We start from the raw sequence: 25,634 nt of genomic DNA, 5'->3' as shown, positions 1-25,634 counted from the left end.
AGTGTTTTTTTATAAACAATTAACAACATTGCAGTATCGAATGCAGTTTTAATCTCTGTATTTTTACGCAGATTCAAAGCGCAAAACTTTATAAAAAGCCCGTTAAATATTAAATAAAGCTTGGTTGTGGCGTTTACTTGTCAACCAGAAAGTTTAATACTATTAAATCAGGGGTAAACACACCGAAGCATCTACAGACGGTACAAACCTTTGCGCTTTAATCAAAATATCCAATAAATAAACATGGCATCCCTCACCCCTAGTTCTAACTTTGACTATCTTGAAGGAACCACCCAACCAGACAGATTGAACGCCTTAGATGGCAACGACATCATTTATGCCAACAGCGGAGACGACTATCTCGAAGGCGATGTCGGTAAAGACAAAATCTGCGGCGACCAAGGCAACGATACGATTGTTGGCGGTGCGGACAATGACATCCTCTGGGGAGGCAAAGGCAGCGACCTAATTGGTGGCGATTCCGGCAACGATATCATCTACGCGGGCGCAGGTAGCGATACCGTGAGCGGTGGCGCAGGCGATGATATATTTGCCATTGCTAAAGGCCTCGGCGGGCCAACTTTAGCCACAGCCGACTACATCGCCGACTTGGGCAACGGCAATGACAAAATTCGATTGCTAGACGGTCTCACCTTTGAAGATTTAAACATCCAGCAAGGCACCGGAGTCAACAGCAACAGCACCGTAATTCAAGACAAACTCACGGGCGAATATTTAGCAGTCTTGCCAGGAGTCAACAGCAACACAATCAACCGCGACCAATTCACAAATCAGCTATCGGGCAACCCTGTCACCGAGTGGAACGGAGTCCTGCTGAATGCAGTGCGGACGGCCAGCACCGCGCCTCCCCTCGCTTCCCGCAACATGGCAATGGTTCACGTAGCCATTTACGATGCTGTTAACTCGATCGGCAAAAAATACAGCCCTTACCTCGTGGAAATAGACCCACCCGCAGGTACATCAGCAGAAGCAGCCACCGCCGCAGCCGCCCACCGCGTCTTAGTCAACCTCTACCCAGCGCAAGCAGCCACATTTGACCAAGCATACGCATCGTCTCTAGCTAAAATTACCGACGGTAAAGCCAAACAAGACGGGATTGCCCTCGGACAGCAAGTTGCCGACCAAATTATCAGTTCGCGGAGTACAGACGGCATCACGAAAGTAGTGCAGTACACTCCCTCAACCGACCCCGGCAGTTGGGTGCCGACTCCCCCCGCTTTTGCAGCAGCGTTAGCGCCACAGTGGGTCGAAGTTACTCCCTTTGCGATGACTAGCGGTTCTCAGTTCCGCCCGTCGGGCCCGCCCACCCTTGACAGCGCCAAGTACGCAGAGGAGGTTAACTATATCAAAGAAATCGGCAAAAGTGACAGCCTCACGCGCACCCCAGACCAAACAGTCATCGCCAAATTCTGGGCTAATGGCGCTGGGACGTTTACGCCTCCGGGCCACTGGAACCAAATCGCCGAAGAAACAGCGACTCTCACTGGTCAATCCTTAGAAGATAACGCCCGCTTGTTCTCCCTGCTGAATATTGCTCTGGCCGATGCAGCTATTAGCTGCTGGGATGCCAAGTATGAGTACAACTTGTGGCGGCCCGTGACAGCTATCCGCCAAGCTGACACAGACAACAATCCCGCAACGACAGCCGACCCCCTGTGGACTCCGCTGCTAACTACTCCGCCGTTCCCTGAGTACACGTCGGGTCACAGTACCTTTAGCGGTGCGGCAGATACTGTTATGAGTTCTGTATTTGGTTCGGATTATGGCTTTGGAGATCGGGGAGACAGGAGTGTCAACACTTTGCGAACCTTTGAAAACTTCAGCGAAGCGGCCGATGAATCGGGCATGAGTCGCCTTTACGGAGGCATTCATTTCATGAGTGCTAACGTAAATGGTTTAAGTGTGGGTAGAAATGTGGGGAATTATGTTGTGCAGAATTTCTTAAAGGCTTAGGAAAGCTTTTTTGTGGGGTGGGGGCGGGTTTACGAGATTGCTGAGATGTTGCACCATTTTCAATAATCTTTTTATGAACAGGCAAGATGCCTGTTCCACAAGAAATAAACTCTTTGTGGAACAGGCATCTTGCCTGTTGCTAATTATTCCAGCAATTCTACAGTGCCGAGATACCCGTCTACTCGGACTTTTTGACCGTCTCGCAATCGAGTTGTAGCTTCAGCAATATTCATGACTGCGGGAATTTTGTACTCGCGAGCGATTATTGCTCCGTGAGATAGTTGGCCGCCAACTTCGGCGATAATTGCTGTTGCTCCTAATAGCAGCGGCGCCCAACCTGCATCGGTGTAAGGAACTACTGCGATCGCATTTTCTCCTAAATCTGTGCTCGCGGTGCGGCAAATCTTGACAAAGCCTTCGACACGGCCGATACTCGCGGGAATTCCCTGGATGATATTAGTTGCGGATTGGGTAAGTTCGATCGCCCTTTTCTGAGAATTTGGCAGCAAATTGCCGTAGACCACGGGGGGAATCGGGCGATCGCGATCGGCTAACAGGCGATCGCGCCTTTCCCTAATTGTATCCTTAAACGAAACACTGGCACCGCTGCGAATCCACTGCTGAATTTCCCCAAATTCCAGATAAAAAATATCTCCGCTTTCCTGAAACACCTGCATTGCCAATCCGCAAGCTTCAATCTCCAAAAAATTCCAGCGTAAATGAGCCAACAACCGCGCGTAAATTTCGCTAATTTCGTTTTTGACGATCGCTCTTTCCTGACATTTATCTAGTCGCCACTTCTGCCCCCAAGTCAATCCTAATTTCCCCTTTTCGACTAAATTAGTTTCGCCTTTTTGAGCCATGCTTATTAGCAGTTTTTGGTACACTTCCGGTTGTTCTCGCCAAGTAGGAACAGCGATATCCGTTCCCACCTCGCTCAAATATCCGTAAGTATCAAGCCACTTTTTAAATTCTGCTTGTAAAGCCGGACTTTCGGCAAATATATGTGCTAAATCTGCTACTGAAACAGTTTCGTCAGACTGCGAAACAGCAGCTTGTCGCAACTTCTGAGCCAACTGCTGTAAAGCTCGCACAGAAGCAATTTCAGGAGCGCTGTCATTAGCTAGCCATTCATCAGAAACGCGAAAAATGGCCTTGCGAATAGCCAGCCCGATCGGTCCTAATATATTGTAGTAAGTAATCGGTTTTAGCCACTCCTGAATTTGCTCGGCTTTCTCCAACAATTCCGACAAATATTGATAATTGGGCATTGGGCGTTGGGCATTGGGCATTAATATTGCTTCGCTCGAGCCTCTTCCTTCTTCCTGCTCCAGAATTTGCAGTGCAGGGAGAAAAACAGAAGTACGATCGACCTTAAATTCTGCATTCAGCGCCCTCTCCCGCTGTACCAAACGCCACAAACCAGGCAAAGAAGGCAAAATCTTCCCCAAAGGCGGCTTACCCATTTTTTGCCCTCTCAGCAAAAATTCCAAACCCTGCTCCGGCAATCCCATCATCCGAAAGATTTCGCCCAACAAAGTCGCATTAAAATAGGCGTGAGAACCGAGCAAAGTTGCCGTTTCATTAAAGTTTAAGCCACTGGCGCGATCGCCCAAAACCACCTTAAAAATCTCTCCCCAAACCCCGCAAGTCAGCGGCCGGTTAATCGACCAAGTTAGGGGACGAATTGCACCGGGAATCACTTCTGCTGCAATAGTTCGCGTCCAGAATGGCTGCAAATTAGTAATGGGGCGACTTTGCAAAATCCAAACTTTTTCACCGTCCCAACTCCACTCAATATCCTGCGGGATGCCGTGAAAAAATGCTTCAATTGCTTGGGCTTGTTTCGCTAATTCTGCTATAATCGATTTATCAATAATTGAATTATTTTTAAATTTACTTAAACTTTCTTCTAATGATTCCGGTCTACTAAAATCTATTTCCAAATGAATCGGAGTAACTTGTCCGCCGACAACAGATTCAGCCCCTCCCGGTAAAGCTTCAATAATAATCTGGGAACCGCCATCTAAAGGATTGCGGCTGAACATGACTCCCGCAATTTGGCTGTCAATGTAAGGCTGAATCAGTACAGCCATTTGAGTATCGGGCAATTGTCGCTGTCGGCGGTAAGCAACGGCTTCGGAAGTCCAATAAGACTGGCGACAGCGATTAATTGCATCGAGCAATTCTGATTTAGTTGAAACAGGCCCAATGGTTTGATATTGTCCAGCCGCTGAACTAATATCCCCGTCTTCTCCCGCAGCAGAAGAACGCACAATTATGCGATTTTGGATTTGGGATTTTAGATTTTGGATTAAAACATCAATACTTGACAAATGCTCGGCATTTTTCTTTTCCCCTCTTCCCTCTTTCTTCTTCCGTCGGACTTCTTCCTTCTTACTTCCATCCGTTACATCCGTTACATAATCCGTTGCCGAACTTCCTTCTTCCTTGGATAACAATATAAAACCAGCAGGTACGTTAAAACCTGCGCGTTTCAGTTGAGACAATTTAGCAGCTTTATCGCCGCATATTGCAGCATCTAACGAGTCATCAAGAGAAAACAATTGTTCGGATTTAGATAAAGCCATATCATCACCCTGGCTGAAATTAATTGCTGCTAACAACAAAGCTAATCCTGTTGCTGCTAAAAATTCGGGGATTGATTGTCGCCACACCCAAACCCAGATTGGCGTGCACAGACACCCGCAACGGGAAGCAAAGAGTCTCGCCCGATCGCCCTCACCCCACCACCGCTGTGCCAAACTCCACACCAGCAGCCCCCAAATGCCCGATGAAACAGCCACTGGCGGCGAAAATACCAAAAGACCCCAAACAGCGTTGGTCACGCCTCCACCTCTGGCGATCGCATATCTGCCGGCAACTAGCGGAATTAACAGCGCGATCGCGATCGCAGGTGCATCCGGGAAGCAAAATCGCCCTGCCAAAACCGGTACAATACCCCTGGCAATTTCCGCCAACACCGCAGCAATTCCCGCTAATTTCCCCCCGTGAATGAAAGCTGCCGACACGCCAACATTCCCCGTACCCAGTGCCCTCAAATCTCGGCGGGTAAAAACTCGCACCGCCCATCCCGTTAGCGGTAAAGCACCCAGGCTGAAACTAGCAGCCAACAGCAATGCTATTGTCCCCAACGGCATAAATTCAGCTCTCATATTTTCAACCTCTAACCATTATGCCGACAATTCTGTCACTTTTTCTGCCTTCAGATATATCAACAAAACGGCATTAGCACTTAAGATAATGTAAAAGTAGAGTAGATAAGGATTTGGCCTAATGATAGATATAAGCTTGACCGCTCCCATGGCAGTTCTTGTTACACCCATCAAGCGAGTAACGATCGATCTGCTGATGCAGCAGCCAGTGCCGGAATCAAGTGTCAGCTTGACCGCTCCAATAGCAGTTCTTGGTGTTGGCTTTGTTGCCGCAGTTACCATCGGCTCGATCGCCTGGTACAACTCCAAGCGCCCCCCCGGTTGGGAATCCAAAGAACGCCCTGATTTTGTCCCGAAAGTTGATAAAGACGATTTGATTGCTGATGTTTCTGATTCAAAGAAAAAATAGAACCAAGCTGTTTTAGATCGGAAAAAGCTTTGAGAGGAATAGAAATTACCCTTGCTTATATATCAGGTAGGGTGCGCCTCGGCGCGCCTTACGCTGCTATTATGTATAAAAACTTTGAGTGAATATTTTTAATTGACAGAAAGCACTAAGGTCAATAAATCGAGTTGTCATCCCGCCCTCGAACCCTTTATTGACCTTGATGCAATAGATCGTTGAGATACATTTAATTATAGAAAGTTAGACATTGACTACAGCTTTAGAGTTCTCAGGAGATTCAGCCTCTTTTGGAAGCCGGCATTTGAGACATCTCACCACATATTCGTAAATTTGACTGCTAAGGCGATCGCCCCGACGACCATTTCCAGTTTAATGTCATAAGTTTATTTTTTTGAGGTATGGACGCTCAATCTAAAGCAATCCGGTGACTTGAGGCTGTGACTTTTTTTCTACGCCTAATTATGTCCGCTTCAAAACCAACAGCGTAATATCATCAAACACTTTTTGAGTGCCGATATGTCGCCGTAAATCGTCAATCACCGCTTGCTTAATTTTCCCAGCCGACAAATGCCAGTTTTGGCTAATGACTTCACACATCGCTTCCACGCCATATTGTTTTGTCTTAATGTCTTTTGCTTCGGGAATACCATCGGTATATAGCACGATACCATCTCCTGAGTATAGCTCCATTGAAATATGACTGATGAACTCAGCAATGTCATCGTGGAGGGCGATAGGAAAAAAAAATTCCTCGCAAGCAACACCAATCTGTCGGGAGAGATCAGGGCAAAACTTCTGATATAGAAAGATTCAATAATATCCTGATGCCAATGAACATTCGCTTTTTTAATATAAACTCGATCGTTTGATAAAAAGCTTTCCAATCAGGTGGGAGCTATCTGTTATTTTATCTATCATTACAATGCTTCTTTAAGCATAAAAGTATTTAATTTAGGGTTTTTGCTAGGTCTGTAAAATAATCTTATTAAAGTTTAAGTTTTGTAATATAATTGTAATCGAATTTTTCTTGTATATTCAGCTAATTCACTGCAAACAAATGTTTTGTTTAGCACAGTTAATCGCTCGATGCCCTCACGAAACAAACAACCCAGTCAGTTTAATTTATGGTAAAATAGTTCATGTTAATCAATATGTTTGAGATTTATTCATGATTACAATTTACCAAAAACACTATCGGTAATCGCAGCCTAAATCCCAGAAAATGTCAAATATATTGCTCTGCCTCATAAAAAAACAGAAAAAGAGTTAATTTTTTGAGCATATAACAGCTCTACAAGCATTTATATACTTTGGTTAAATTATATTATATATTATTTATGTAGGGGCTAATTTCAGACAGCCCCTACATTATTTTAGGTTATGCTTGCTTATTTTTGCAGCGGATTGAGTTTCGTAACCGAGCTTTCCTTGGCATCTTCAGCACTATCTTTGAGGAAACCAGAAGCATCCTTAAACGCAGCGCCTACTTTCTCTAAAATATTGGCATCAGAATCGCTTTGTCCGTCTGGCGCTTCTAACACAGTTTTATCTCCGCCGCGTTCGGGGTCTAACTTGTCAGTTTCCATGGGTGCAGAACCCGGATAAAGCAGCTTTGAGGAATTAGATTCACCCGTAGTCGCAGCCATAAGACGATCGCCCAAGATCGACAAATCAGCCCGATTCTTTTGTGCTTGAGCAGGCGACTGATTTACTTTAGGATCGGTGGAGGTTTTATAATTCGTGTATCCATCACCGCCACCCTTGTGAGGATTATTCATTCCTCCAGCTTGAACGGGAGGATTGTCAGGCCGAGCACCTCGAACATCGCCCGCATTGCAAGCGGTGCTGGTAAACAGCAGCACACCTGCCATCAATACAGTCAAAAATTGAGTCAAAAATCTACCGTTACGCAGTTTTTTCAAAAAAGAAATTACAGTGTTCATTAAAAGTTTCCGATTTTTTACTACTACTTGTCAAGAGTAAAAGTAAACTCCCGATGCCTGCCTCTAACGGCGGTAATATTTTGCTGCGGGTTGCTATCTACTTTTTTATAACTTTAGGGGGATTTAATAAACTGCCGAGATTTTTCCAAAGCAAAGCATAATAGTAGGGTTCGCCAGTTCCAATAGTTGCTGGAATTGAAGAGCTTTTTTGTTTCTGACACACCCTACAAGCTCCTAATTAGGGAATTTTTCGACTTTCGCTTCAGCTTGCAAAGTTAGCAAACCAGCTTCCACATTTAGCTGCTGGATCCGCAGGGACATTCCCTCAAGTTCAAAATTTCGCAAGTTTAAAACTTCACCAGCTTTGTCAGCCAAAGCTTCAGTTAACTCCGGCGAAAATTCCTTGTTTTCGGGATACTCGACATCCTGAAGAGAAATTGCCCAACCGCCCGCTGCGATCTCAGGTTTTGCTGTGAAATAAATCTTTTCCGTGGAAGCAGTTTCCCGCACCAATACCTCAGCATTTAAAGCGATTTTTCCAGCCAGCAATTTGCACTCAATAGTTTTAACGTCTATTGTCTGCTGTTGTCCGTCAACAGTAACTTTTAAGTTTTTCAGTTTCCTGCTGATGTATTCGGAATTAAAAGCGCGGTTGATATCGCTTTCTGTTAAAACTGCGCGCGCCCCACCGAAGGCAGGCCCGTTCAGTTCAATTTTGCCAAACATAGCGGTTAGGGGATTGACTGCAATATCCTTGACGTGGATTTGCAATTCTTCCACGCGCAAATCTTGCTGCATTACCAATCCTTTGCCCTCAACGGCAACGGCCTCTACTTCTCCCTGGGCTAGCTGGGCAGGATCGGTGTTAACTGTGACAGACAAAGTTTCGGATTCGTCTAATTTGCTAGCAATAGCAATCTCTGCCACTTTGTCGATCGCCTGTTCCCCTAAACTTCTATTTTGTTGAAGCACGCTCAGAATTCCTAATAATATTGTTGTCAAAATAGTAGTTAATACCTAAGTCATTTACCGTCTTCCTCTCGGCAGGTTTCTCGTCTGAAAAAAACTCAGCCAAAGACAGAGGGTTTCCAGAAAATTCCTAAAATTAATCAGGTACTCTTCGGCGCACTCTACATTGACTCGGTTGCGAAGCGGTGAAAACTCAAAAACTCGGACTTTTGCCCAAAGTCTTTTCTAGAAGTTCGATCGCCCGCTACAATAAGTAAGAGCCGGCACCGCTTTTTGCAATGAATTCAGAATCAACTCTCGCTAGACTACAAGCTACACTTCCCGACGGAAAACTGCCTTCTAGCTACGGGGTATACTTCAAAAACACCCTAGTAGCCCTATGTCACGCCCTAGAAGACCACATTTTGCAAACCAGTGGCGGGGACAAGAGCGAACTCCAACCCTTAGTTTTGGTAACGTTTCAGCAAGGTAAATGGTATTTACAGGAAGCCGATCGCTACCTAGATATTGCTAATGCCTCTCGGCGCGTTGTCATCGGTGCAGTAGCCGACAGCGGTTTCGCTACCCACAAAACGGGTCAATTAGAAAATGTATCTTTAATAAATCTCGATGAGAGCGACCCCCTCATCCAAGAATGGAATTTAATCATCGTCGCCCCCACATACAAAGCAATGGTGCTTTGCCGCGAACTTTCAGCCGAGGAATACTTGCCCGAGGGCAAGCCAGAAGTCGATACAGAACGAAAGTTCTACGGTTTGTGGTCGTTTGACCAGTCTTTGGTGTCGGCCTCGGCAGAAATTTTTATAGAACAGACGCGACATTACAACTCCCCCCTAGCCGACAGTTTGCTGGAAATGTACCGCGAAATCCTGGCAACCAAAGGCCCGCCCTTGGCAGATATTAGTGGCGTGGTATCGCGGATAGTCACTTACCTGCAAAGTTCTCAGCAGCAAATGGTGGCAATTAACCGCCAAACCCGCGAATTGTGGGAATTAGAAGGTCAAGCTTTGCGCGTCAGCCGCAATTTGAACGCTAACAAACTTCAAGCTTTTCTGCGGATGGCCCAGCGCGTGGACGAACGCGATACCTCAAATCCTACAGCGTCTTTGCAGGTGGCGGCTTTGTCGGAAACTTTGGGTCAACTGCTGGATTTGCCGGCTTTGCAGTTGCGGAGGCTGCGGCTGGCTGGATTGCTGTTTCGAGTCGGCTTAATTTCGGCCCCGAATGAGGTGTTCGATCGCACTCCCGATGCTTTCGACCAAGCAACTTTATCATTTTGGCGCGATCGCAGTTTCATTGGTTCCCAACTGCTGCAAGCAATGCCGGAACTAGCACCTGTGGCGGAAATTGTCAAGCACCAACTCGAATATTGGGACGGCAGCGGCAGGCCAGAGGGTTTGCGAGCCGAAACCATACCCGTTGCTTCGCGGATTTTGGGGTTGGTCGCTGATTTTCAAGAATTGACTCAACCCCGTGGCGATCGTCCAGCTTTGAGTTTGAGCGAAGCTTTGGAACAGTGCCGCGAACTGTCGGGCACTCGCTTCGATCCGGCTTTGGTGGAAACACTCAGCAACGTCGTCAGGCTGGCAGAAATGGGTTTGATGCAGTTACCGAACCGCCCCAGCCAACTGCCTAACGTATGGCTGGAGGATTTGGGCGATCGAACGACCGCGACCGCTCCGGCATTATAAAATAACTGGATGGGTAATGGGCGATCGGTAATTGGTAATTGGGAACTTGTACACAGCTTGTGCTGAGCGCAGCCGAAGTGCCTAGCCGAAGTATTGGGCATTTAAAACTCAGCACAAAATCTTTTCCAACACTACAAAAAATCAGCCTGTGCTTGCTAAGCGCACCCTACCACTGGGAGTTGTAGCCACCGCCTGTCTGTGCGCTAATGACTAATGACGACAATGACTAATGACTAAAAACTAATGACTAATGACCTCGAAGCCATACGCAAAGGCAAAATTTTGATGTTGGCCGGCACTGATTTAGCCGGCAAAGACTTAGCGGGAGCCGATCTCGCAGGTGCTGACTTGTCTCAAGCCAACTTGAGTGGAGCTAATCTCGCCGGCGCTAACTTGCAGCGGGCCGTATTGCGAGCCAACCTCAGAGGTGCTGACTTGAGCGGCGCTGACTTGCGAGGCGCAGATTTTCGCAATGCCGATTTGCGGGGAGCTTCCTTCGCTAACGCTTTAGTCCGCGACGCAAGTTTTGGGGGTGCTTTTTTGACGGGGGCATCCATCGGCAATTTGGATTTGAGCGGTGTCGATTTTCGTGGCGCCGATTTGCGGGGCGCTGCTTTGGCTCGGGCAATTTTGCTTGGTGCCGATTTGAGCAATGCCAATTTGTCCGGCGCTGATTTGTCAGGAGCTGACTTGGAAGAAGCGATTCTGAATGGAGCCGTACTGCGCGGCGCTAACCTGACGGGAGCTAATTTGCTTTGCGCCATGATCGAACAAACCCTGTGGGATGGAGCGTTGCTCGATCGCGCCTGTCTCCAAGGCACCCCCCTGAGCCTTTAAATTTCAACAATGTTGTTTTGAAGACAGACAAAAAAACAAGATCTGCTTATAGAGTGAATAAGCACAAGCGATTTTTACATTTCTTAATATAGGGTTATAATGGCGACTGTAGATGAGCAAACGAATAAATGGTAGCAGCTTTGTTTAGCGGTACATCCTTTCAAGGTCAAAGTGGCGATCGCCTTGTTAGTAAAGTAGCAGGAGCTGCGATCGCAGCCTTATTCAAGCGTTCTGAAAAGGCCGAGGCCAACATCCGAGTCGAACCAGTAGCCAAACTCTTGCAGGGAAGCATCGACGGTTTCGACTTTGTTGGCAAAGGTATGTTGATGTACAACGGCCTCCGCATAGAAGTGATGGAACTCTACCTGCAAGCAGTCTCAATTGATTTTGGGGCGATTTTTGCAGGTCAAGTGAAATTGCGACAGCCTACCCAGGCAAATATGCGAGTAGTCTTAAGTCGATCGGATTTAACCACCTCATTCAATACACCTTTTGTAGTTGAAAAACTCCAGAAGCTGAAGTATCAAGAGCAATCTCTGCACTTTCAAAACACTGAAGTCAGCTTCGGAAGTGACAAATCAATTCGGCTTCAGTCCGAAATTACCGTAGGCGAGGCCAGCGAACCCGTCAAAATAGATATTACAGCTCAATTGCAAGTAGAAGACCGACGTAAAATCCAATTTGTCAGCGTTACTTACGGCGGTGACGGGCAAGCAGTAGACTTGGGTCAGGCTATAATTGCCCACGTAAATAACTTGCTAGACTTAGACAAATTTGCCTTAGAAGGCACTCAACTGCGAGTAGACCGCTGCCGAGTTCAGAACGACGAGCTAGTTTTCTACGGTTGGGCTGGTATCGAACAGTTCCCCAAAGGCAAGCGCTAAACCTCAGCAGGCTGAGGTTGGCGCAGCCATCTAATTCGGAAAAAGAGCATTTTCAGTTAGCAAACAACCCGCACCGGCGGGTTTTGCTTTAGGTTTTAGATGGGAAGAAAAATCTAAGATCTAAAATCTCGCATCTCAGTTCGATCGACTCAAAATCAGCACTGAGGTTGATTCGAGGGGCAAATTATTTTGATAGATTTAAATAATAAATTAAATCACCCCTGAAGAATAAAAATGCTCGGATTTTATTTATTTTGTATCTACGTCGCAGTCTTGTCCGTCTTTGCGGGGCCCAGCCACCGCCAGTCTGAGAAATGGTGGGTAGAAATTGTCACCGACTTGCCCCACTGTACCTACTATTTTGGCCCCTTTGACACCGACAAAGAAGCTTCCAGCAATACTCCAGGCTACATAGAAGACTTGGAAAGCGAGGGAGCCAAAAAAGTTAGCATCCGCATCAAACGGTGTCAGCCTTCGGCTCTCACCATTTGTGATGAATTCTCAGAAGGTGTCGCAGCTTAATAATTTTGATAGTCCAACCGGCAGAAACCGGGTTTTTTAACGCAAATACTCCATCTATTGCGAGGGGTATCGGTTAAACAACCCGGTTTCTGGGCGTCTAGAGAGTGTAAGTTCTGTTTGAGTTTTTCCTTAACTGAAGCCTCAACAATAATATTAAGCATCATGTTGTCTTAGTCCTTACCCTGCGGACTTTATATTTGTAGTGGTGGCTTAAATGTCGGTATCTTCTCAGCCAAAATGCAGATTTTAGCTAGCACTAACTGCCAAAAATAATCGGGGCTAAATCAGCACTGAGGACGAGCCGATAGCTCCTGTTGCCTTGATAAATTGAGATAGAACAGAAAAAACTACTTAAATCTTCCCAGAGGTAAATATGTTTGAAATATCTATGTTGGCTATGTTTTTCACGGCCTTTTGGGTGCTAGCTCAACCTGCTAGCAGCACTCGACGTGGCGAATGGTGGGTAGAAGTTGAGACTGATTCGCCAAAGCGTACCTATTACTTTGGTCCCTATGACAGCAGACAGGAAGCTTCTAACAGCTCGAACAGGTACATCCGAGACCTGGAGAACAAAGGAGCTAAAAAAATTAGCATTAACATCAAAGAAGGTAGCAAGCCTACTCAGCTAACAGCTAGCGAAGAGTCTTGATCGCGTTGGAAACTGCCAATTACGGGCGAATAAAATTTCAGTTCTTAACAGGGTTTTTTTAAAATGAGAGCGCGCTTGCATACAGTAGGGACACAAAAATGCTGTGTCCCTAGGAAATATGTCAGAAATGGTATTATTTGCGTCTGAGAAATGCACGTTTTTTCAAAGCAGCATTTGGTTGATATTGCTGCGGGGATTAAAAGTGCGATTTGCCTTGATTTTTTCATAGCATTCGCGTTCTACACTGCTCATTTCTTTCGGCGGCACGATCGCAATTTTTACTAACAAATCAGTCCGCTCGTCTTTCTTGGGTTTGGGCCATCCTTTGCCCCGCAACCGCAAAGACTGACCCGATCGCATCCCGGCTGGAAATTTTACAGTTATCATACCTTCAGGCGCCGGCACTTCAATTGAAGCTCCCAAAACCGCTTCGTCGGGAGTTATAGGCACTTCGCAGACCAAATTCTCTCCTTCAAACTGGAAGAAAGCATGAGGCAAGACTTCTAATTTTAGGTACAAATCTCCCTGTTGCTTGGTGTACGGGTCAACTTGACCTTTGCCTTTTACCCGAATTTTGCTGCCAGTTTTTACTCCTGCTGGAATCGAAACTTCGCCCGTGGCGACTCGCTTGGAAGTGCCGCGAAATGCTTCCCCCAAAGTCAGGGAAACCACCACCTCTGTGTCGAGAGAGCTTCCTGCGCTGCGGTTTTCATACCCCGCAAAATCTTCAAATCCGCCAAAACCGGTGGGCCCGCCGGCGCGGTAGTTGCTGTAATTCCACTTGGCGTTGCGGGCACTACTGGCATTGGTACCTGCGCGGCCGAGCAAGGCATTGATAAATTCGTCAAAACTGCCGTACTGGCTGAAGTCAACGCCGCCAAAGTCTACAGTCGTACCGCCCCCACCTGGCCATCCGCCTGGAGTGGTGGCAGCTTGCTTCCAGTATTGACCGTATTGATCGTATTTTTTGCGTTTTTCTGGGTCTGATAGCACTTCGTAAGCTTCGTTTACTTCTTTAAAACGAGCTTCGGCTTCTTTGTTCCCGGGGTTCATATCCGGGTGATATTTCCGGGCTAGTTTGCGGAAAGTTTTTTTAATTTCGTCAGAGCTGGCAGTTTTGTTGAGTCCCAAAATAGCGTAATAGTCTTTAAAATCTGTTGCAGCCATTAAGCAATCCCCTCTTTATTAGTTGTTATTTGTTAGTTGTTAGAAAGAATAAATCCCAAATTAGCCGCAGGATGGCGAATTAGTTTAATGCCAGGGGTAAAAGTACCTGCGGCATCTCATTCAAATTATAGGTTATCAAAGGTTTGGACTCTATCGAGTTCGGTTGTTGCTTGCGCGACGATCGCAATTTCCGCACCCCGCTGTGGTTTTAGATTTTATAGCATTCGGCTCTCTGGTGCTGAGGGCAGCCGGAGCAGCCGGGTCTAGAAATGCTTTTGGCATTCGACAACAAAAACAATGTTTCATCAATGAATGAACAACACCCTTACCCTATTGGCGGTTGCTACACCTTTGAACTTTTAGAGGGTAAGACTCTTGCCACCATAAATTTTTAGGAGTTGTGCGCCTTCGGGCTTTTGGGAGGAGGCGAGAGCTTTAGGGTGCATCCCGGTTGAAGCGAGCCCGGGAGAGCTGCTGCTGTTGCTGGCGCGAGTACCCGTCGGGTTGAGTGTTGCGGAAGAGCGAGCTTTTTTTGCTCTTTTGTTGCGGTGCGCGGTGCGATCGAACTTCTCTATAGGAGGTTTTACTCAATGCAAATCTTAGCAGGTTCTCAGCAGCAATTCCGGTCGAATCTGGTGTCTGAATTGTGACTGTATTATACCCTAAAGTGCGCCGTCATCCCACAAAATTTCGAGATATTTTTTCCTCACCCCAGACCAGTGCTGTAGAAGCTTATTTTTACAACCTCTGAATAGATTTTAATCAAACTAATATAGCATAATATCTCCGCTGTCTGTTAGCTACATCACACACTTCTATAAAACATTAAGATAAGATAATAGAGGGATCAGGTTTTAACGCCACGAGGGTGCTCACATTATGAATTATTTGCTAAGTTGGCCTTGCGGCTGCTGCGACGAGTGGAAAGATAGTTCCGAGAGTTGTGTTGTACTCAGAAACGGGCAGCGCATTTGTCAGTCGTGCTACGAGCGCAAATACAAGAATCAGAAGCTATTCTCCAGACGCAGGCGATCGGACATATCTGTATCACGGCAGACAGTAACAGAGACTGTCCCTTATTAATAATGCGCGAGCCTTTGAATGAAGCCAAGTATTTCGACAACCTCGCCTCAGCGGTGGGAATTAATAATCAACAAAAAAAAGAATGAATTTCGTCATCAGTCATCAGTCATCGGTCATTGGTGATCTGTCACTAATTTACTTATTTATCATCAGTCACTTGCTGAGAGGTAACAGATTTTAACTTAAAAAATTAATGACTGACGACTAATGACTAATGACTAATAACTAAATGATAGTTCCATCAGGAATTGTGGCATTTTTCAGGACTACGATAATGCCGCTGCGGATGTAAAAACCTTGGTTTTCGCGGTTTGCTTCTTCCACTCGGTCTTTATTAATTATTTGAACATTGCGGCCGATGCGGGCATTTTTATCCACAATCGCGCGGCGAATTGTAGTATCTGCACCGATACCGAGGGCGACGCCGCCGTTGTCCAAACTCGAATGCCGTTCGGCGTCAGGTTCGTAGAAGTCAGCACCCATGACTAGAGTGTCTTGAATCGTACATCCAGCTTCAATGCGCGATCGAACTCCCAACACAGAATGGTCGATCCGGCACTGCTTGAGAATGCAGCCTTCAGCAATAATCGATTCAGTGACGTGAGTATCTAAAAGCTTAGTCGGCGGCAAGAAACGCGGGCGAGTGTAAATCGGCGCATCTTCATCGTAGAAACTGAAAGGTGGCTGAGGCTGTTTTGTCAGCGCCAAGTTAGCATCGTAAAAAGCCTCAATGGTTCCGATATCCTCCCAGTAATCGTCAAACAAATAAGCTTGAACGTTGTGGTCTTTTGCATTATTCGGAATAATCTCTTTACCAAAATCAGTTTGGTTGGGAGATTCTTTCAGAAGTTTAATCAGAACTTCTTTTTTGAAGACGTAAATCCCCATCGAAGCAATGTAAGGACTTTCCTGAGCCTGCTGTGCTGTCAGTCCCAGTTTAGTAGTATCCACCTGCATTTGTTTGAGCGCATCGCCTTTTGGCTTTTCGCTGAAAGAAACAATGCGGCCGTTGTCGTCGATTTTCATCAAACCAAAATCCGAGGCCCGCTTCTCGTCCATTGGCAAAACCGAGAGGGTGATATCGGCGTTGGTTTCGCGGTGTCTCTGCACAAACTTCTGGTAGTCCATGCGGTAGAGGTGGTCGCCCGAAAGAATCAAATATTCGTCAACGTCCCACTCTTCTAGCAGCCACAGATATTGGCGAACTGCGTCCGCTGTCCCTTGAAACCAGTTGGGGTTTTCCTGAGTTTGCTGGGCGGCGAGCACCTCGGCAAATCCGTCGGTGAAGCCGGAAAAGTTGTAGGTGCGAGCGATGTGGCGGTTGAGGGATGCCGAGTTGAATTGCGTGAGGACGTAAATTTTGACTATTTCGGAGTTGATGCAGTTGCTGACAGGAATATCGATGAGGCGATATTTGCCTGCGAGGGGAACTGCGGGTTTGGCCCGCAGTTTGGTTAGGGGGTAAAGGCGGGTGCCTACACCGCCACCGAGGATGATGGCTAAGACTTTTTTCAAGGAACTTTCTCCCTAGGGTCGATTAACTCTCCAAGTACAGTGTCGGATGGTGAGGGCTTCTTGACAAGGGGGGAGAGCAAGGAAGTTTTGAGTTTTCACTTATGAGTGGAGTCGCTTACGCAGAAACCGGGTTGTTTAATCCAAATACTTCTTCACACCCTCAATAAGAGTTAAAAAACCCGGTTTATAAGAGTTGGAGTGCGTTCGGGACTGGAGTTTTGAGTTTTGAGTTTTAAGTTAAAATACCCATCAATCAATAATGGATATTTAACAAAGTTTTGAGTTGTGAGTTAAAATACCCCTCAGTAAATAACGGCAGTTTAAGGAAAGAATAAGGTTGGGGATTTTGGCTGTTAATAACAACTTTCTTAGGTAAATTGCTCGTTTTCGCAATTTCTCCCTCCAGGATGGCGCGCGCTGTTGTTCTTTTTCCAGGGTGGCCGGCACCGCCACGCCCAGTGAGGCTTTGTATGGGCCCAAAGTTCGCTCTGGTTATGCTTGAGTTTGATCCTGTTGTTTTTGCTGGCGTTCCTGTTATGTGAGTTTGTCTAACTCCACAGCACTCAGGAAGCGCAGGCCGGCGGGACTATAAATTTATAGGTAGAGTCAGTTTTCAATCTTAAATTGACTGCACATTTGTGTAATATTTTACAATTTGTCGATCGATCAAATGGGATTAAATGTCTATTCTCTACCAAAAGCTAGATCCCCTGGAAACCCCTGCTACGGTAGCCTAAGCCGTAAAAGCTAGAAAAAGTGTATGCAAATTCAAACGCCGGACTGGGTGAAAAACGCCGTATTCTACCAAATATTCCCCGATCGCTTCGCCAAAAGCAAACAGCCCCGCAAACGCCTGCTGCAAAACTTCATGTGGGAAGAATGGCACGACATCCCCACCCTCCAAGGCTACAAAGGTGGCGACTTGTGGGGCGTGATGGAACAGCTAGACTACTTGCAAGACTTAGGCATTAACGCAATTTACTTCACCCCCATATTTCAGTCGGCCAGCAATCACCGCTACCATACCCACGACTACTATCAAGTCGATCCGATGTTGGGCGGCAATCCAGCGTTTAAAGAACTTCTAGACGCCGCCCACGATCGCAACATCAAAATCGTCCTCGACGGCGTATTCAACCACGCCAGCCGCGGCTTTTTCTTCTTTCACGACATCCTCGAAAACGGCCCCCATTCTCCTTGGGTAGATTGGTTTAAAGTTGAAGGCTGGCCGCTATCTGCCTACGACGGCAATTTTCCTGCTAATTATGCCGGTTGGGATGGGAATCGAGCACTTCCTGAATTCAATCACGACAATCCAGAAGTGCGAGAATACATAATGGAAATCGCCGAATACTGGATTAAATTCGGCATCGATGGCTGGCGGCTGGACGTTCCTTTTGAAATTAAAACGCCGGGATTTTGGCAGGAATTTCGAGAACGAGTTAAAGCCATTAATCCCGAAGCTTACATTGTTGGCGAAGTTTGGGAAGATGCCAGAGAGTGGCTCGACGGCAGTCAATTTGACGGAGTAATGAATTATCTTTTTGCTGCCCCGACTATTGCTTTTGCAGCGGGCGATCGGGTAGATTTAGCTCAAATAGAAGGTCGTTCTTACCATCCCTATCCGCCGCTTTTTGCTAAAGAATACGGTGACAAAATTCAGCACGTTTTGGAACTGTACCCGTGGCCGATACAGCTAACTCAACTTAATTTGTTGGCAAGTCACGATACAGCTAGGTTGCTGTCAATTGCTGGGGGCGATAAAGCTAGCGTCGAACTCGCTACTTTGCTGCTGTTAACTTTTCCTGGGGCTCCCAGCATTTACTACGGCGATGAAGTTGGTTTACCCGGTGCTCTAGATCCCGATTCTCGTCGCGGTTTCCCCTTAAAAGCTCACTGGGAACTCGATGTTTTAGATTATCACAAGCAGTTGATAGCTTTGCGGCACAAATACGAAGCTCTCCGCACTGGAGCGTACCACATTCTGTTTGCTGAAGGAACAGTTTACGTTTTTGCCCGAATTTTGGGGGATGAGGAAATAGTTGTTGCTGTCAATGTCGCGACCGAAGAAGCTAATATTAGCTTTGAGGCAGCTAATTTAAAATCTCCTCACGAGAAATTGCTGTTCGGTAAAGGCGAGTTTGTTTGGAAAGGTGAAGGAGAAACTCGGCAGTTAGAATTGATGCTGCCGGCACGATCTGGCTTGATTTTAGGTTCGGATAATTAGTTTAAAATGTAGGATAATCTGCTCCCCGTAGACCTACATTTATAGCAGGAAGGTGCGCGCCAGACATTTATGGGTGTAAGGTGCGCACCAGGCATTTATCGGTGATTTGCCCCGCTTATTCTAAATTTATTAGAATTTATTATAGGCATCAGGTGCGCCTAGCGCACCCGAAATTTATCAGCGAAAACACAAGTTTTATTCTGCTGCAACCATTGCTGGTAGTAGCACCGAATCAATGATATGAATGACGCCGTTGTCGGCAAGAATATCTGAACTGAGAACTTTAGCATCATTCACTTTAATGCCGTCAGAAGTATCAATTCCCACCACAGAACCTTCCACTGTTTCAGCAGAACTTAACTCAAGTAAGTTCTCAGTTAGTACCTCTCCAAACAGAATGTGATAAGTCAGAATTTTCTTGAGCTTGGGTATGTCTTCCAACCAAGACGTAATAGTATTTGTAGGAATTTTGGCAAATGCCTCGTCAGTTGGTGCTAAGACGGTGTAGGGACCCGGACTTTGCAATAAATCTAACAAACCAGCGGCTTCAATAACAGTCACGAGTGTTTTGAAAGAGCCGGCATTAGTGGCAGTCTCGACAATATCTGGCATGATGTTTTTCAGGAGTGCAAATAGCAGAAAATGAATCAGAGGCGACAATCATTTTAGCAATTTACAAATAGCAGAAAATGAATCGGAGGGATGATGATTATTTTCTTCATTATAAGTTATTTGGATGGCCGGCCCTGATGGATCGGGGCGATCGACGTTTTTAGCTTATCCTTGGCTGGAATCCTCCCCCTTGCGGAAAAACTGCTTTAAAATCTCTCCGGGTTTTCTGTCCCAGGTGTCGAGATGTTCGTAAATTAAGCCGTCTTTATCCAGTTTATAAGTAGAGTAGCCGTTGAAGAAGATCCGAGCTTTCCACGGAACCCGCAGGACGCCGCGAACAGTCCAATTTGCCACAATAGTATCAGGCGCTGTCTGACTTACGCCGTGCAGGTCGAAGTTAATGTCGCTAAAGAATAGCTGCCCGTGAAATCGCAGAGTCCAAAAGATAATGCGATAGTTGATTTTTCCTTTAAATTTGTTAACAGGGTCTTGAAAATAAACATCTTTTGTGTAGATGTCGTAGGAGATGTCTTTCTCAAAAAGCGTCGGGAGATCCGCTTTCAGGGTGTCTACTGCTTTTTCTACCTGCATTTGATATTCGATCGCGCTCAAACTACCACCTTGTGACAGTATTAATTTATAACTTTAAATGAATAATCTCGATCGGCAGCGGGATGAGAAAAAAATTGATACTTCATCCAGCTCTAATCTTACTTCTAATTATATTGTCCGCGCCGGCCTTTCTGCTGGCCCGGACTTGCGACATCGAAACCTTGACACAGATTTGACAGAACACCCCCACTCCTCTGACATTCTCGTAGAAATCAACAGCGGCAAGCTGTTGATGGTAGATAGCCGTCGCCGGAACGGCCTAATTTTGATTAAACGTTTCCACGCGGAGTTTGCCGGGCCTGGGGCTGCCGTTGGGGGCGCTTTTGATCTTGACTCTCAACAGGCGATTCCCGTCGGGAATTTTTGTTTGGTTTGCCCTCAATCTCCCGAACAAATACAGAAAGCTTTTGGAATTCGGCGGCAGTGGGTGCGGTTAATGGAACAGTTAACGGCAAAGCCAGCAGCTTTGGAACGCGCACAAATGGTTTTAACTCAATTTGAACAATATTTGGATTCGGAAACGGTGGCACAAATTCCCGATGAAGCTTTGGCACTTTTAGTAGGCGTATTTCCCCAAACCATTCGGGCGGCGCGACAAGGAAAGGATGAGTTATAAATTGGTGTAGATACCTGATGCGACGATCGCGCTGCTACAAGCTCCACTCGGCATTCTGCAAAACGACTCGATAGCCATCTGGGTCTTCAAAGGTCACTCCATCTTTGTCCCAGTAGGGATTGTAGGACTTTACCGGCTCAAGTCCAATTGCTTTCATTCGCTCAACAGCCTGCTGCCATTCTTGTTGGTTAGGAAGGTAAAAGACGATAATATTGTCTTGAGTTGGAGCGCCACCTACAATATGTCCCCGTTGATGGATGAATTCAAAGTGGTGGCTTTCTCCTGGCATCCCAACCATTACTCCGTCAAAACCTTCATGGTTTTCAAAACTATCGAGGATTTGCAGCCCTAAACCCTCTGTGTAGAAATGAACAACTTGATCGAGGCAATCCGTTGGACGAGCAACTCGTAAAACCTTTCCTTGAAGCATATATATCTTCTCCAAAGTTATTTTTGTGTCAAGCAGAAACTGGATACCGAATATTATGACTTGTCAAAAATTTCTCCAATTCGATAGACGGTTCGCTGATTTTCATCGGGACTGCCCACCGTAATTCGCAAACCTCCCCCAGTATGCCGAATTAAAGTACCTCTCTCTTTTAGCTGCTGCATGATTTGTTTGTGTTCAGTTTCTGCTAAATTACGATCGCCGGCTTTCACCCGCAGGTAAACGAAGTTAGCCGCACTCGGCCAAACTTGTAATTTTTGATGCTGAGTTAGCGCTGCAATTAATTTTGTTCTTTCTGATATAGTTTTGGAAATGGTTGCTAGCAATAACTGCCGCTGCGCTAAGGCTAACTCGGCTGCAGTTTGCGAGAAACTGGGAAGGTTGTAGGGGAGGCGGATTTTTTCTAAGGCGGCTGCGAGTTCGGGATGGGCGATCGCATATCCGACTCTCATTGATGCCAATCGAAATGCTTTGGAAAATGTGCGTAAAATTATCCAATTCGGGTGTTGGTGCAATTGGTCGGCTAAAGTATTTTGGCTGAATTCAAAATAAGCTTCGTCAATTACTACTAATATCTCTTCTGGTAAAGTTGACAACCATTCTATTTCATCGCTTGTCAAAGCATTGGCTGTAGGGGAATTGGGATGAACGACAAAGACGGCGCGCACGGGGGGATTTTGATTTTGGGCGATCGCCCTTTTAGCAGCCTCGATATCGATTTCAAAATTCTCCTCTTTCCGCTGAACACTCACAACGGGAATGCCGAGGGTTTGGGCGATTATTCCATACATCGAGAAGGTGGGATTCGCCACCAAAATAGAGCCTTGTCCGCCTAAACAAGTAGCTATTAAGAGCGATCTAATTAGTTCGTCGGAACCGTTACCCACAGAAATATTGTCGGCTGTAATGGCGGTTTTTGGCAGTGTAACCCCCCCTAATCCCCCCTTAATCAGGGGGGCGACATTTAGGGATTCATTGACGTATTGGGCTATCGCCTCTTTGAGGGCTGCGTGTCCTCCGTCGGGATAGCGATTTGTCTCAATTAACTGCTGGTAAGTCCAAGCTAACTTTTTTTTTAATTCCTCTGGCAAGTCGTAGGGGCATTCGTTGGTATCGAGGCGATCGATCGCCCTTTCCGAGTGCGCTGGTTCTCCTGATGTGCCGCCCGGATGGGGAGTGTATGCGGTAAGTTCGGCTAAATCTTTTCGGATAAAGGGAAGCATGGTATAGTTTTAGACTTTTTATTTTAGATAATCTGCTTACAAGCATCTGAACTTAGCATAGAGCTTGTTCTATCTCGAAAGCAAGAGGAGAGGGGGGATTTAGTTTCTGTCGATCGATTGATGCGTCGGCGGCGACAAATTGATTATTTTGATAAAGTAACTGCTGATATTTGGAGACCGAGTATGAAAGTCAAGCCTTCCGATATATCTAAAAATACCGCTGCTACCCTGATAGCTTTGAGTTTGGCTGTTCTCCCTTCAGCTATGCCTGCCTCAGCTCAAACCGATTCAGCTCCGGCCCAGAACAATACTGGTTCTAATGGAGTCGTTCTCGACAGAACTCCTTTTCAAGAAAGCAAAAACGACAACAATCATTGGGGTGCTTTGGGTTTGTTGGGCATCCTCGGTTTGGCGAATCTGTTTCGCAAGGATGAACCCAAACGCTACCGCGATCCAATGGGCGAATAACTTTTTCAACGGCGACCCTCTTCGATGGCTCCGCTACCGCACAAGCCCAAAACAAAATCAACAGTGGTGGATTCAGAAACCGTATTTTTTACCGAAAGACTCGATTATTGCCTTTAATCAGAGCAAAAAATCCGGTTTCTTTGATTTTCTTTGATATTGATGATGGGCATTTGTGCCACAAAGTTTATTCAATCGCGCCACAAAGCAATCCCGCCCAATAAACCGCTCACATTTGGTACTATTTTAACCTGTGGCGGTAACTCAAAAGCAATTTTTTTAGTATTGCCGCCACCGATGTAAATGCGATCGCAGTTAAAGAGATTTTGCACAGACGTGAGCGCTTTTTCTAGACGGCGATTCCATCTTTTGGAACCGACTGTATCTAATGCCGATCGGCCTAGTTGCTGTTCGTAAGTTTCCCCTTTGCGGAACGGGTGATGTCCTAACTCTAGATTTGGCACCAAGATACCATCGACAAATAAGGCAGAACCAAAACCGGTGCCAAGGGTAATTACTAATTCTACCCCCGTCCCAGCAATTGCTCCCAATCCTTGAATATCCGCATCGTTAGCCACTCGCACAGGTTTTCCCAAGCGATCTTTGAGAGTAGTTTCTAAGTCAAAATCTATCCAAGACGGATCTAAATTCACTGCGGTTTTGATGACGCCTAGACGCACGACGCCTGGAAAACCGACGGATACTCTGTCAAATTCCCCTTGTCCGCTGGCTAAAGAGGCGATCGCCTCTAGTATCGGTTCCGGTTTCGGTGGTTGAGGCGTTTCTAAACGGCTGCGTTCCGTTTGGGGTGCGCCTTCATTGTCCAAAACCATAACTTTGATGCCACTTCCGCCAATGTCAACGGCTAAGGTGCGGGTCGATCTATCTTGTTCAGTCATTTTATTGTTAAGACTTGCAAGTTTGTCTAATTTTAATTTTTGAATGGGCAAAACTTTTGAATCGCTTCCCACATTTCCGCTAGGACATTTCCCAAAGAATGATCGTCTTCTAATTCGATTAATTGCACCCAGGGACGGTTAGCGGCAAAATTTCTGCTAGCTTGAACCGGTATTATTGTATCATGCTGACCGTGAAGGATTAACGTAGGGACTGACCGCATTAATTTTTCTTCAGGGTATTGAGCCATGTCTGCCAAAAACTGATAATTCAGTGGCAGATAACGCTGTTGGCCGTAGTGGTAAACGGGCAAATATTTCTCAGACTGCCACTTTTCTAACTGTTGCTGTCCCAACAGTGGCAGCCAGTGGGAGATAAAGTCAAAAGCCGGTGCTAACAAAACTATTTGCTTTACTGACAATTGTCGCTGGGCCAACCAAGCTGCTGTCAGTCCCCCAAAACTAGACCCAATTATGGTGACTCCCCCTATACTTTTTACATTTTCTGTTGGAGATTGGGAGGATTCGCTTGACAAAAAGTCTGTTTCTATTTGATTTAATTGGCGGGTGAGAGTGATTCCCGAAAAATCATTTTGATTGAGATCGGGAGTTTTTAGGTCAATTCCTAGGTAAGAAAAGCGATCTCGGAAATATTTAGCCTTCGCTGAATCAGGACTTGAAGCAAATCCATGTAAATAAATGTAACTCGAATCGTTCTGTAGATTCATCCAGAAAAATTTATGAGACTTCCCAACTAATTATTTTAACTTAATATGAGTTATTAACTAAAGTAAAAAAGTTAAGACACTAACTCAAAGAAAATATATACTGATATTCGGAAGAGATTAAGGAGTCGCAGGGATTTAAATTATATAGCGATCGCAAATGGTTTGTAAATTCTAAATCATGTATAATAATGAGGTATAGCCTTTCTCAAAAAGATGAGGTACAATAACAGCAGTGTGTAAACCAGTTAAAAATATTTGACGATGTAACTTGCCCCAACGCAAACTCTATGGCTTTGGCTAATTCTTGATAATTAGTAGTCTTGATAGAACGGAGAATGATTTTAAGTTTTGACCACAGATTTTCAATTGGTGAAAAATCTGGTGAATAAGGTGATAAGTATATTAACTTTGCCCCTTTCTTTTCGATCGCTTTTTTCACTTCTTCTCCCAAGTGAATTGGACAATTATCCATCACGACACAAGCACCTTTCCATAGTTTGGGTACAAGTTTTCTGATGATAAAAGCTTCAAATGTAATTGCATCAGTTGAGCCTATTAAATTAACCGATGTCAAAATTTCCTTAACTGACATTGCTCCAATTATTGAGACATTTTTGCCACGCGCAAGTTGGTTTTGGCCCCCGGGCTCTTTCACCTTTTAGAGATCTAGCATATAACCTAACCATTGCTAAATTAACTCCCGATTCGTCAAGGAATATTAAGTCTTTCAAACCTTACTCTTTAATTGTTTTCCAGAACTCACATCGCAGGAGTTGAAATCGCTCCGTGCCTTTGCCTGAAGGGAAGAGCGTTTTTTTTTAACAGTAATATTTAAGAGTTTTATCATTCTTCCTATTGTTGCTCTACTAACGGAAAATCCAATTTTCCCATAAAGTTTGGGACGGAGTTCTTCACAGGGCGAACGCATCTAAATCTCATGTTAGCAGAATATGGTATATTGGAGCATAATTATTGAGTACCTACCAAACAT

General features: G+C 45.6%; 25 protein-coding genes. 11 read left to right on the top strand and 14 right to left on the bottom strand.

Annotation, left to right across the window (positions count from 1 at the left end):
• Positions 1–243 precede the first annotated feature (243 nt).
• Positions 244–1,974, top strand: coding sequence for a phosphatase PAP2 family protein (locus QUA33_RS14765; RefSeq protein WP_333149209.1), 1,731 nt, complete (start codon positions 244–246; stop codon positions 1,972–1,974).
• Between the two features lie 143 nt (positions 1,975–2,117).
• Here the strand turns inward: QUA33_RS14765 and QUA33_RS14760 are convergent, their stop codons facing one another.
• Entirely contained in the window at positions 2,118–5,135 is a 3,018-nt protein-coding gene (locus tag QUA33_RS14760) for a glycerol-3-phosphate acyltransferase (RefSeq protein ID WP_445243247.1), read from the bottom strand.
• A gap of 211 nt (positions 5,136–5,346) precedes the next feature.
• On the opposite strand from QUA33_RS14760, the gene psb35 reads away from it, so the two are divergent.
• Complete coding sequence (gene psb35 / locus QUA33_RS14755; RefSeq protein ID WP_333071025.1) at positions 5,347–5,559, top strand: photosystem II assembly protein Psb35; 213 nt, start codon at positions 5,347–5,349, stop codon at positions 5,557–5,559.
• A gap of 456 nt (positions 5,560–6,015) precedes the next feature.
• Here the strand turns inward: psb35 and QUA33_RS14750 are convergent, their stop codons facing one another.
• The 3 genes from QUA33_RS14750 to QUA33_RS14740 all read right to left on the bottom strand — a co-directional run bounded on the left by QUA33_RS14750 (position 6,016) and on the right by QUA33_RS14740 (position 8,471).
• A complete protein-coding gene (locus QUA33_RS14750; RefSeq protein ID WP_333149237.1) occupies positions 6,016–6,261 on the bottom strand; it encodes a SpoIIE family protein phosphatase in 246 nt (81 codons plus the stop codon).
• 683 nt (positions 6,262–6,944) lie between these two features.
• Positions 6,945–7,499 carry a DUF6658 family protein gene (locus QUA33_RS14745; protein WP_333149207.1) on the bottom strand — a complete coding sequence of 185 codons (555 nt, stop codon included), beginning with the start codon at positions 7,497–7,499 and terminating at the stop codon, positions 6,945–6,947.
• Between the two features lie 234 nt (positions 7,500–7,733).
• A complete protein-coding gene (locus tag QUA33_RS14740; protein ID WP_333149206.1) occupies positions 7,734–8,471 on the bottom strand; it encodes a DUF2993 domain-containing protein in 738 nt (245 codons plus the stop codon).
• Between the two features lie 275 nt (positions 8,472–8,746).
• Between QUA33_RS14740 and QUA33_RS14735 the strand changes: the two genes are divergently transcribed.
• The 5 genes from QUA33_RS14735 (at position 8,747) to QUA33_RS14715 (ending at position 13,051) form a co-directional block, all read left to right on the top strand.
• On the top strand, positions 8,747–10,159 hold the full coding sequence (locus QUA33_RS14735) for an HD domain-containing phosphohydrolase (protein WP_333149205.1): 1,413 nt from the start codon (positions 8,747–8,749) through the stop codon (positions 10,157–10,159).
• Positions 10,160–10,402: 243 nt separating this feature from the next.
• A complete protein-coding gene (locus tag QUA33_RS14730) occupies positions 10,403–10,996 on the top strand; it encodes a pentapeptide repeat-containing protein (protein WP_333100695.1) in 594 nt (197 codons plus the stop codon).
• Between the two features lie 128 nt (positions 10,997–11,124).
• Complete coding sequence (locus tag QUA33_RS14725) at positions 11,125–11,880, top strand: DUF2993 domain-containing protein (protein WP_333100696.1); 756 nt, start codon at positions 11,125–11,127, stop codon at positions 11,878–11,880.
• Between the two features lie 234 nt (positions 11,881–12,114).
• Complete coding sequence (locus tag QUA33_RS14720) at positions 12,115–12,402, top strand: DUF1816 domain-containing protein (protein ID WP_333076478.1); 288 nt, start codon at positions 12,115–12,117, stop codon at positions 12,400–12,402.
• 373 nt (positions 12,403–12,775) lie between these two features.
• The gene (locus tag QUA33_RS14715; RefSeq protein WP_333149204.1) at positions 12,776–13,051 is read left to right on the top strand and encodes a DUF1816 domain-containing protein; all 276 of its coding nucleotides are present in this window, start codon (positions 12,776–12,778) and stop codon (positions 13,049–13,051) included.
• A 162-nt stretch (positions 13,052–13,213) separates the two neighbouring features.
• Here the strand turns inward: QUA33_RS14715 and QUA33_RS14710 are convergent, their stop codons facing one another.
• Together QUA33_RS14710 and QUA33_RS14705 are read right to left on the bottom strand one after the other, a co-directional pair.
• The gene (locus tag QUA33_RS14710; RefSeq protein ID WP_333149203.1) at positions 13,214–14,218 is read right to left on the bottom strand and encodes a J domain-containing protein; all 1,005 of its coding nucleotides are present in this window, start codon (positions 14,216–14,218) and stop codon (positions 13,214–13,216) included.
• Positions 14,219–14,653: 435 nt separating this feature from the next.
• A complete protein-coding gene (locus tag QUA33_RS14705; RefSeq protein WP_333100704.1) occupies positions 14,654–14,809 on the bottom strand; it encodes a hypothetical protein in 156 nt (51 codons plus the stop codon).
• Between the two features lie 389 nt (positions 14,810–15,198).
• Between QUA33_RS14705 and QUA33_RS14700 the strand changes: the two genes are divergently transcribed.
• Positions 15,199–15,387 (top strand): hypothetical protein, encoded by a 189-nt coding sequence (locus QUA33_RS14700; RefSeq protein ID WP_333149202.1) that lies wholly within the window; start codon positions 15,199–15,201, stop codon positions 15,385–15,387.
• A 139-nt stretch (positions 15,388–15,526) separates the two neighbouring features.
• Here QUA33_RS14700 and QUA33_RS14695 read toward each other — a convergent pair whose 3' ends face one another.
• A complete protein-coding gene (locus QUA33_RS14695; protein ID WP_333070968.1) occupies positions 15,527–16,816 on the bottom strand; it encodes a glucose-1-phosphate adenylyltransferase in 1,290 nt (429 codons plus the stop codon).
• Between the two features lie 760 nt (positions 16,817–17,576).
• On the opposite strand from QUA33_RS14695, the gene QUA33_RS14690 reads away from it, so the two are divergent.
• Entirely contained in the window at positions 17,577–19,043 is a 1,467-nt protein-coding gene (locus QUA33_RS14690; RefSeq protein WP_333100707.1) for an alpha-amylase family glycosyl hydrolase, read from the top strand.
• A gap of 195 nt (positions 19,044–19,238) precedes the next feature.
• Here QUA33_RS14690 and QUA33_RS14685 read toward each other — a convergent pair whose 3' ends face one another.
• Both QUA33_RS14685 and QUA33_RS14680 read right to left on the bottom strand, forming a co-directional pair.
• The gene (locus QUA33_RS14685; protein WP_333100709.1) at positions 19,239–19,655 is read right to left on the bottom strand and encodes a fasciclin domain-containing protein; all 417 of its coding nucleotides are present in this window, start codon (positions 19,653–19,655) and stop codon (positions 19,239–19,241) included.
• 165 nt (positions 19,656–19,820) lie between these two features.
• A complete protein-coding gene (locus QUA33_RS14680) occupies positions 19,821–20,246 on the bottom strand; it encodes a DUF2358 domain-containing protein (protein ID WP_333149236.1) in 426 nt (141 codons plus the stop codon).
• 58 nt (positions 20,247–20,304) lie between these two features.
• Here QUA33_RS14680 and QUA33_RS14675 point away from each other — a divergent pair, with 58 nt between their 5' ends.
• Positions 20,305–20,883, top strand: coding sequence for a hypothetical protein (locus QUA33_RS14675; RefSeq protein ID WP_333100711.1), 579 nt, complete (start codon positions 20,305–20,307; stop codon positions 20,881–20,883).
• Positions 20,884–20,917: 34 nt separating this feature from the next.
• On the opposite strand, the gene QUA33_RS14670 is transcribed toward QUA33_RS14675, so the two are convergent.
• Together QUA33_RS14670 and QUA33_RS14665 are read right to left on the bottom strand one after the other, a co-directional pair.
• On the bottom strand, positions 20,918–21,313 hold the full coding sequence (locus tag QUA33_RS14670; RefSeq protein ID WP_333149201.1) for a VOC family protein: 396 nt from the start codon (positions 21,311–21,313) through the stop codon (positions 20,918–20,920).
• A 53-nt stretch (positions 21,314–21,366) separates the two neighbouring features.
• Positions 21,367–22,554, bottom strand: coding sequence for a histidinol-phosphate transaminase (locus QUA33_RS14665; RefSeq protein ID WP_333149200.1), 1,188 nt, complete (start codon positions 22,552–22,554; stop codon positions 21,367–21,369).
• 183 nt (positions 22,555–22,737) lie between these two features.
• Here QUA33_RS14665 and QUA33_RS14660 point away from each other — a divergent pair, with 183 nt between their 5' ends.
• Complete coding sequence (locus QUA33_RS14660) at positions 22,738–23,022, top strand: WGxxGxxG family protein (protein ID WP_333149199.1); 285 nt, start codon at positions 22,738–22,740, stop codon at positions 23,020–23,022.
• A gap of 188 nt (positions 23,023–23,210) precedes the next feature.
• Here QUA33_RS14660 and QUA33_RS14655 read toward each other — a convergent pair whose 3' ends face one another.
• The 3 genes from QUA33_RS14655 to QUA33_RS14645 form a co-directional block, all read right to left on the bottom strand.
• Positions 23,211–23,918 (bottom strand): ROK family protein, encoded by a 708-nt coding sequence (locus tag QUA33_RS14655; RefSeq protein ID WP_333069190.1) that lies wholly within the window; start codon positions 23,916–23,918, stop codon positions 23,211–23,213.
• Positions 23,919–23,950: 32 nt separating this feature from the next.
• The gene (locus QUA33_RS14650) at positions 23,951–24,643 is read right to left on the bottom strand and encodes a YqiA/YcfP family alpha/beta fold hydrolase (RefSeq protein ID WP_333149198.1); all 693 of its coding nucleotides are present in this window, start codon (positions 24,641–24,643) and stop codon (positions 23,951–23,953) included.
• 205 nt (positions 24,644–24,848) lie between these two features.
• On the bottom strand, positions 24,849–25,298 hold the full coding sequence (locus QUA33_RS14645) for a transposase (RefSeq protein ID WP_333149197.1): 450 nt from the start codon (positions 25,296–25,298) through the stop codon (positions 24,849–24,851).
• Positions 25,299–25,634 lie beyond the last annotated feature (336 nt).

It is taken from the genome of Microcoleus sp. Pol14D4 (assembly GCF_036701245.1).
Taxonomy (GTDB): domain Bacteria; phylum Cyanobacteriota; class Cyanobacteriia; order Cyanobacteriales; family Microcoleaceae; genus Microcoleus.
This window is presented reverse-complemented; position numbering and strand designations above follow the sequence as displayed.

Coding starts and splice junctions, on each gene's coding strand:
- QUA33_RS14765 (WP_333149209.1), top strand. CDS start 244: ATGGCATCCCTCACCCCTAGTTCTAACTTTGACTATCTTGAAGGAACC.
- QUA33_RS14760 (WP_445243247.1), bottom strand. CDS start 5,135: ATGCCGTTGGGGACAATAGCATTGCTGTTGGCTGCTAGTTTCAGCCTG.
- psb35 (WP_333071025.1), top strand. CDS start 5,347: ATGCAGCAGCCAGTGCCGGAATCAAGTGTCAGCTTGACCGCTCCAATA.
- QUA33_RS14745 (WP_333149207.1), bottom strand. CDS start 7,499: ATGAACACTGTAATTTCTTTTTTGAAAAAACTGCGTAACGGTAGATTT.
- QUA33_RS14735 (WP_333149205.1), top strand. CDS start 8,747: ATGAATTCAGAATCAACTCTCGCTAGACTACAAGCTACACTTCCCGAC.
- QUA33_RS14730 (WP_333100695.1), top strand. CDS start 10,403: ATGACTAATGACCTCGAAGCCATACGCAAAGGCAAAATTTTGATGTTG.
- QUA33_RS14725 (WP_333100696.1), top strand. CDS start 11,125: ATGGTAGCAGCTTTGTTTAGCGGTACATCCTTTCAAGGTCAAAGTGGC.
- QUA33_RS14720 (WP_333076478.1), top strand. CDS start 12,115: ATGCTCGGATTTTATTTATTTTGTATCTACGTCGCAGTCTTGTCCGTC.
- QUA33_RS14715 (WP_333149204.1), top strand. CDS start 12,776: ATGTTTGAAATATCTATGTTGGCTATGTTTTTCACGGCCTTTTGGGTG.
- QUA33_RS14710 (WP_333149203.1), bottom strand. CDS start 14,218: ATGGCTGCAACAGATTTTAAAGACTATTACGCTATTTTGGGACTCAAC.
- QUA33_RS14690 (WP_333100707.1), top strand. CDS start 17,577: ATGCAAATTCAAACGCCGGACTGGGTGAAAAACGCCGTATTCTACCAA.
- QUA33_RS14685 (WP_333100709.1), bottom strand. CDS start 19,655: ATGCCAGATATTGTCGAGACTGCCACTAATGCCGGCTCTTTCAAAACA.
- QUA33_RS14680 (WP_333149236.1), bottom strand. CDS start 20,246: ATGCAGGTAGAAAAAGCAGTAGACACCCTGAAAGCGGATCTCCCGACG.
- QUA33_RS14675 (WP_333100711.1), top strand. CDS start 20,305: ATGAATAATCTCGATCGGCAGCGGGATGAGAAAAAAATTGATACTTCA.
- QUA33_RS14670 (WP_333149201.1), bottom strand. CDS start 21,313: ATGCTTCAAGGAAAGGTTTTACGAGTTGCTCGTCCAACGGATTGCCTC.
- QUA33_RS14665 (WP_333149200.1), bottom strand. CDS start 22,554: ATGCTTCCCTTTATCCGAAAAGATTTAGCCGAACTTACCGCATACACT.
- QUA33_RS14660 (WP_333149199.1), top strand. CDS start 22,738: ATGAAAGTCAAGCCTTCCGATATATCTAAAAATACCGCTGCTACCCTG.
- QUA33_RS14655 (WP_333069190.1), bottom strand. CDS start 23,918: ATGACTGAACAAGATAGATCGACCCGCACCTTAGCCGTTGACATTGGC.
- QUA33_RS14650 (WP_333149198.1), bottom strand. CDS start 24,643: ATGAATCTACAGAACGATTCGAGTTACATTTATTTACATGGATTTGCT.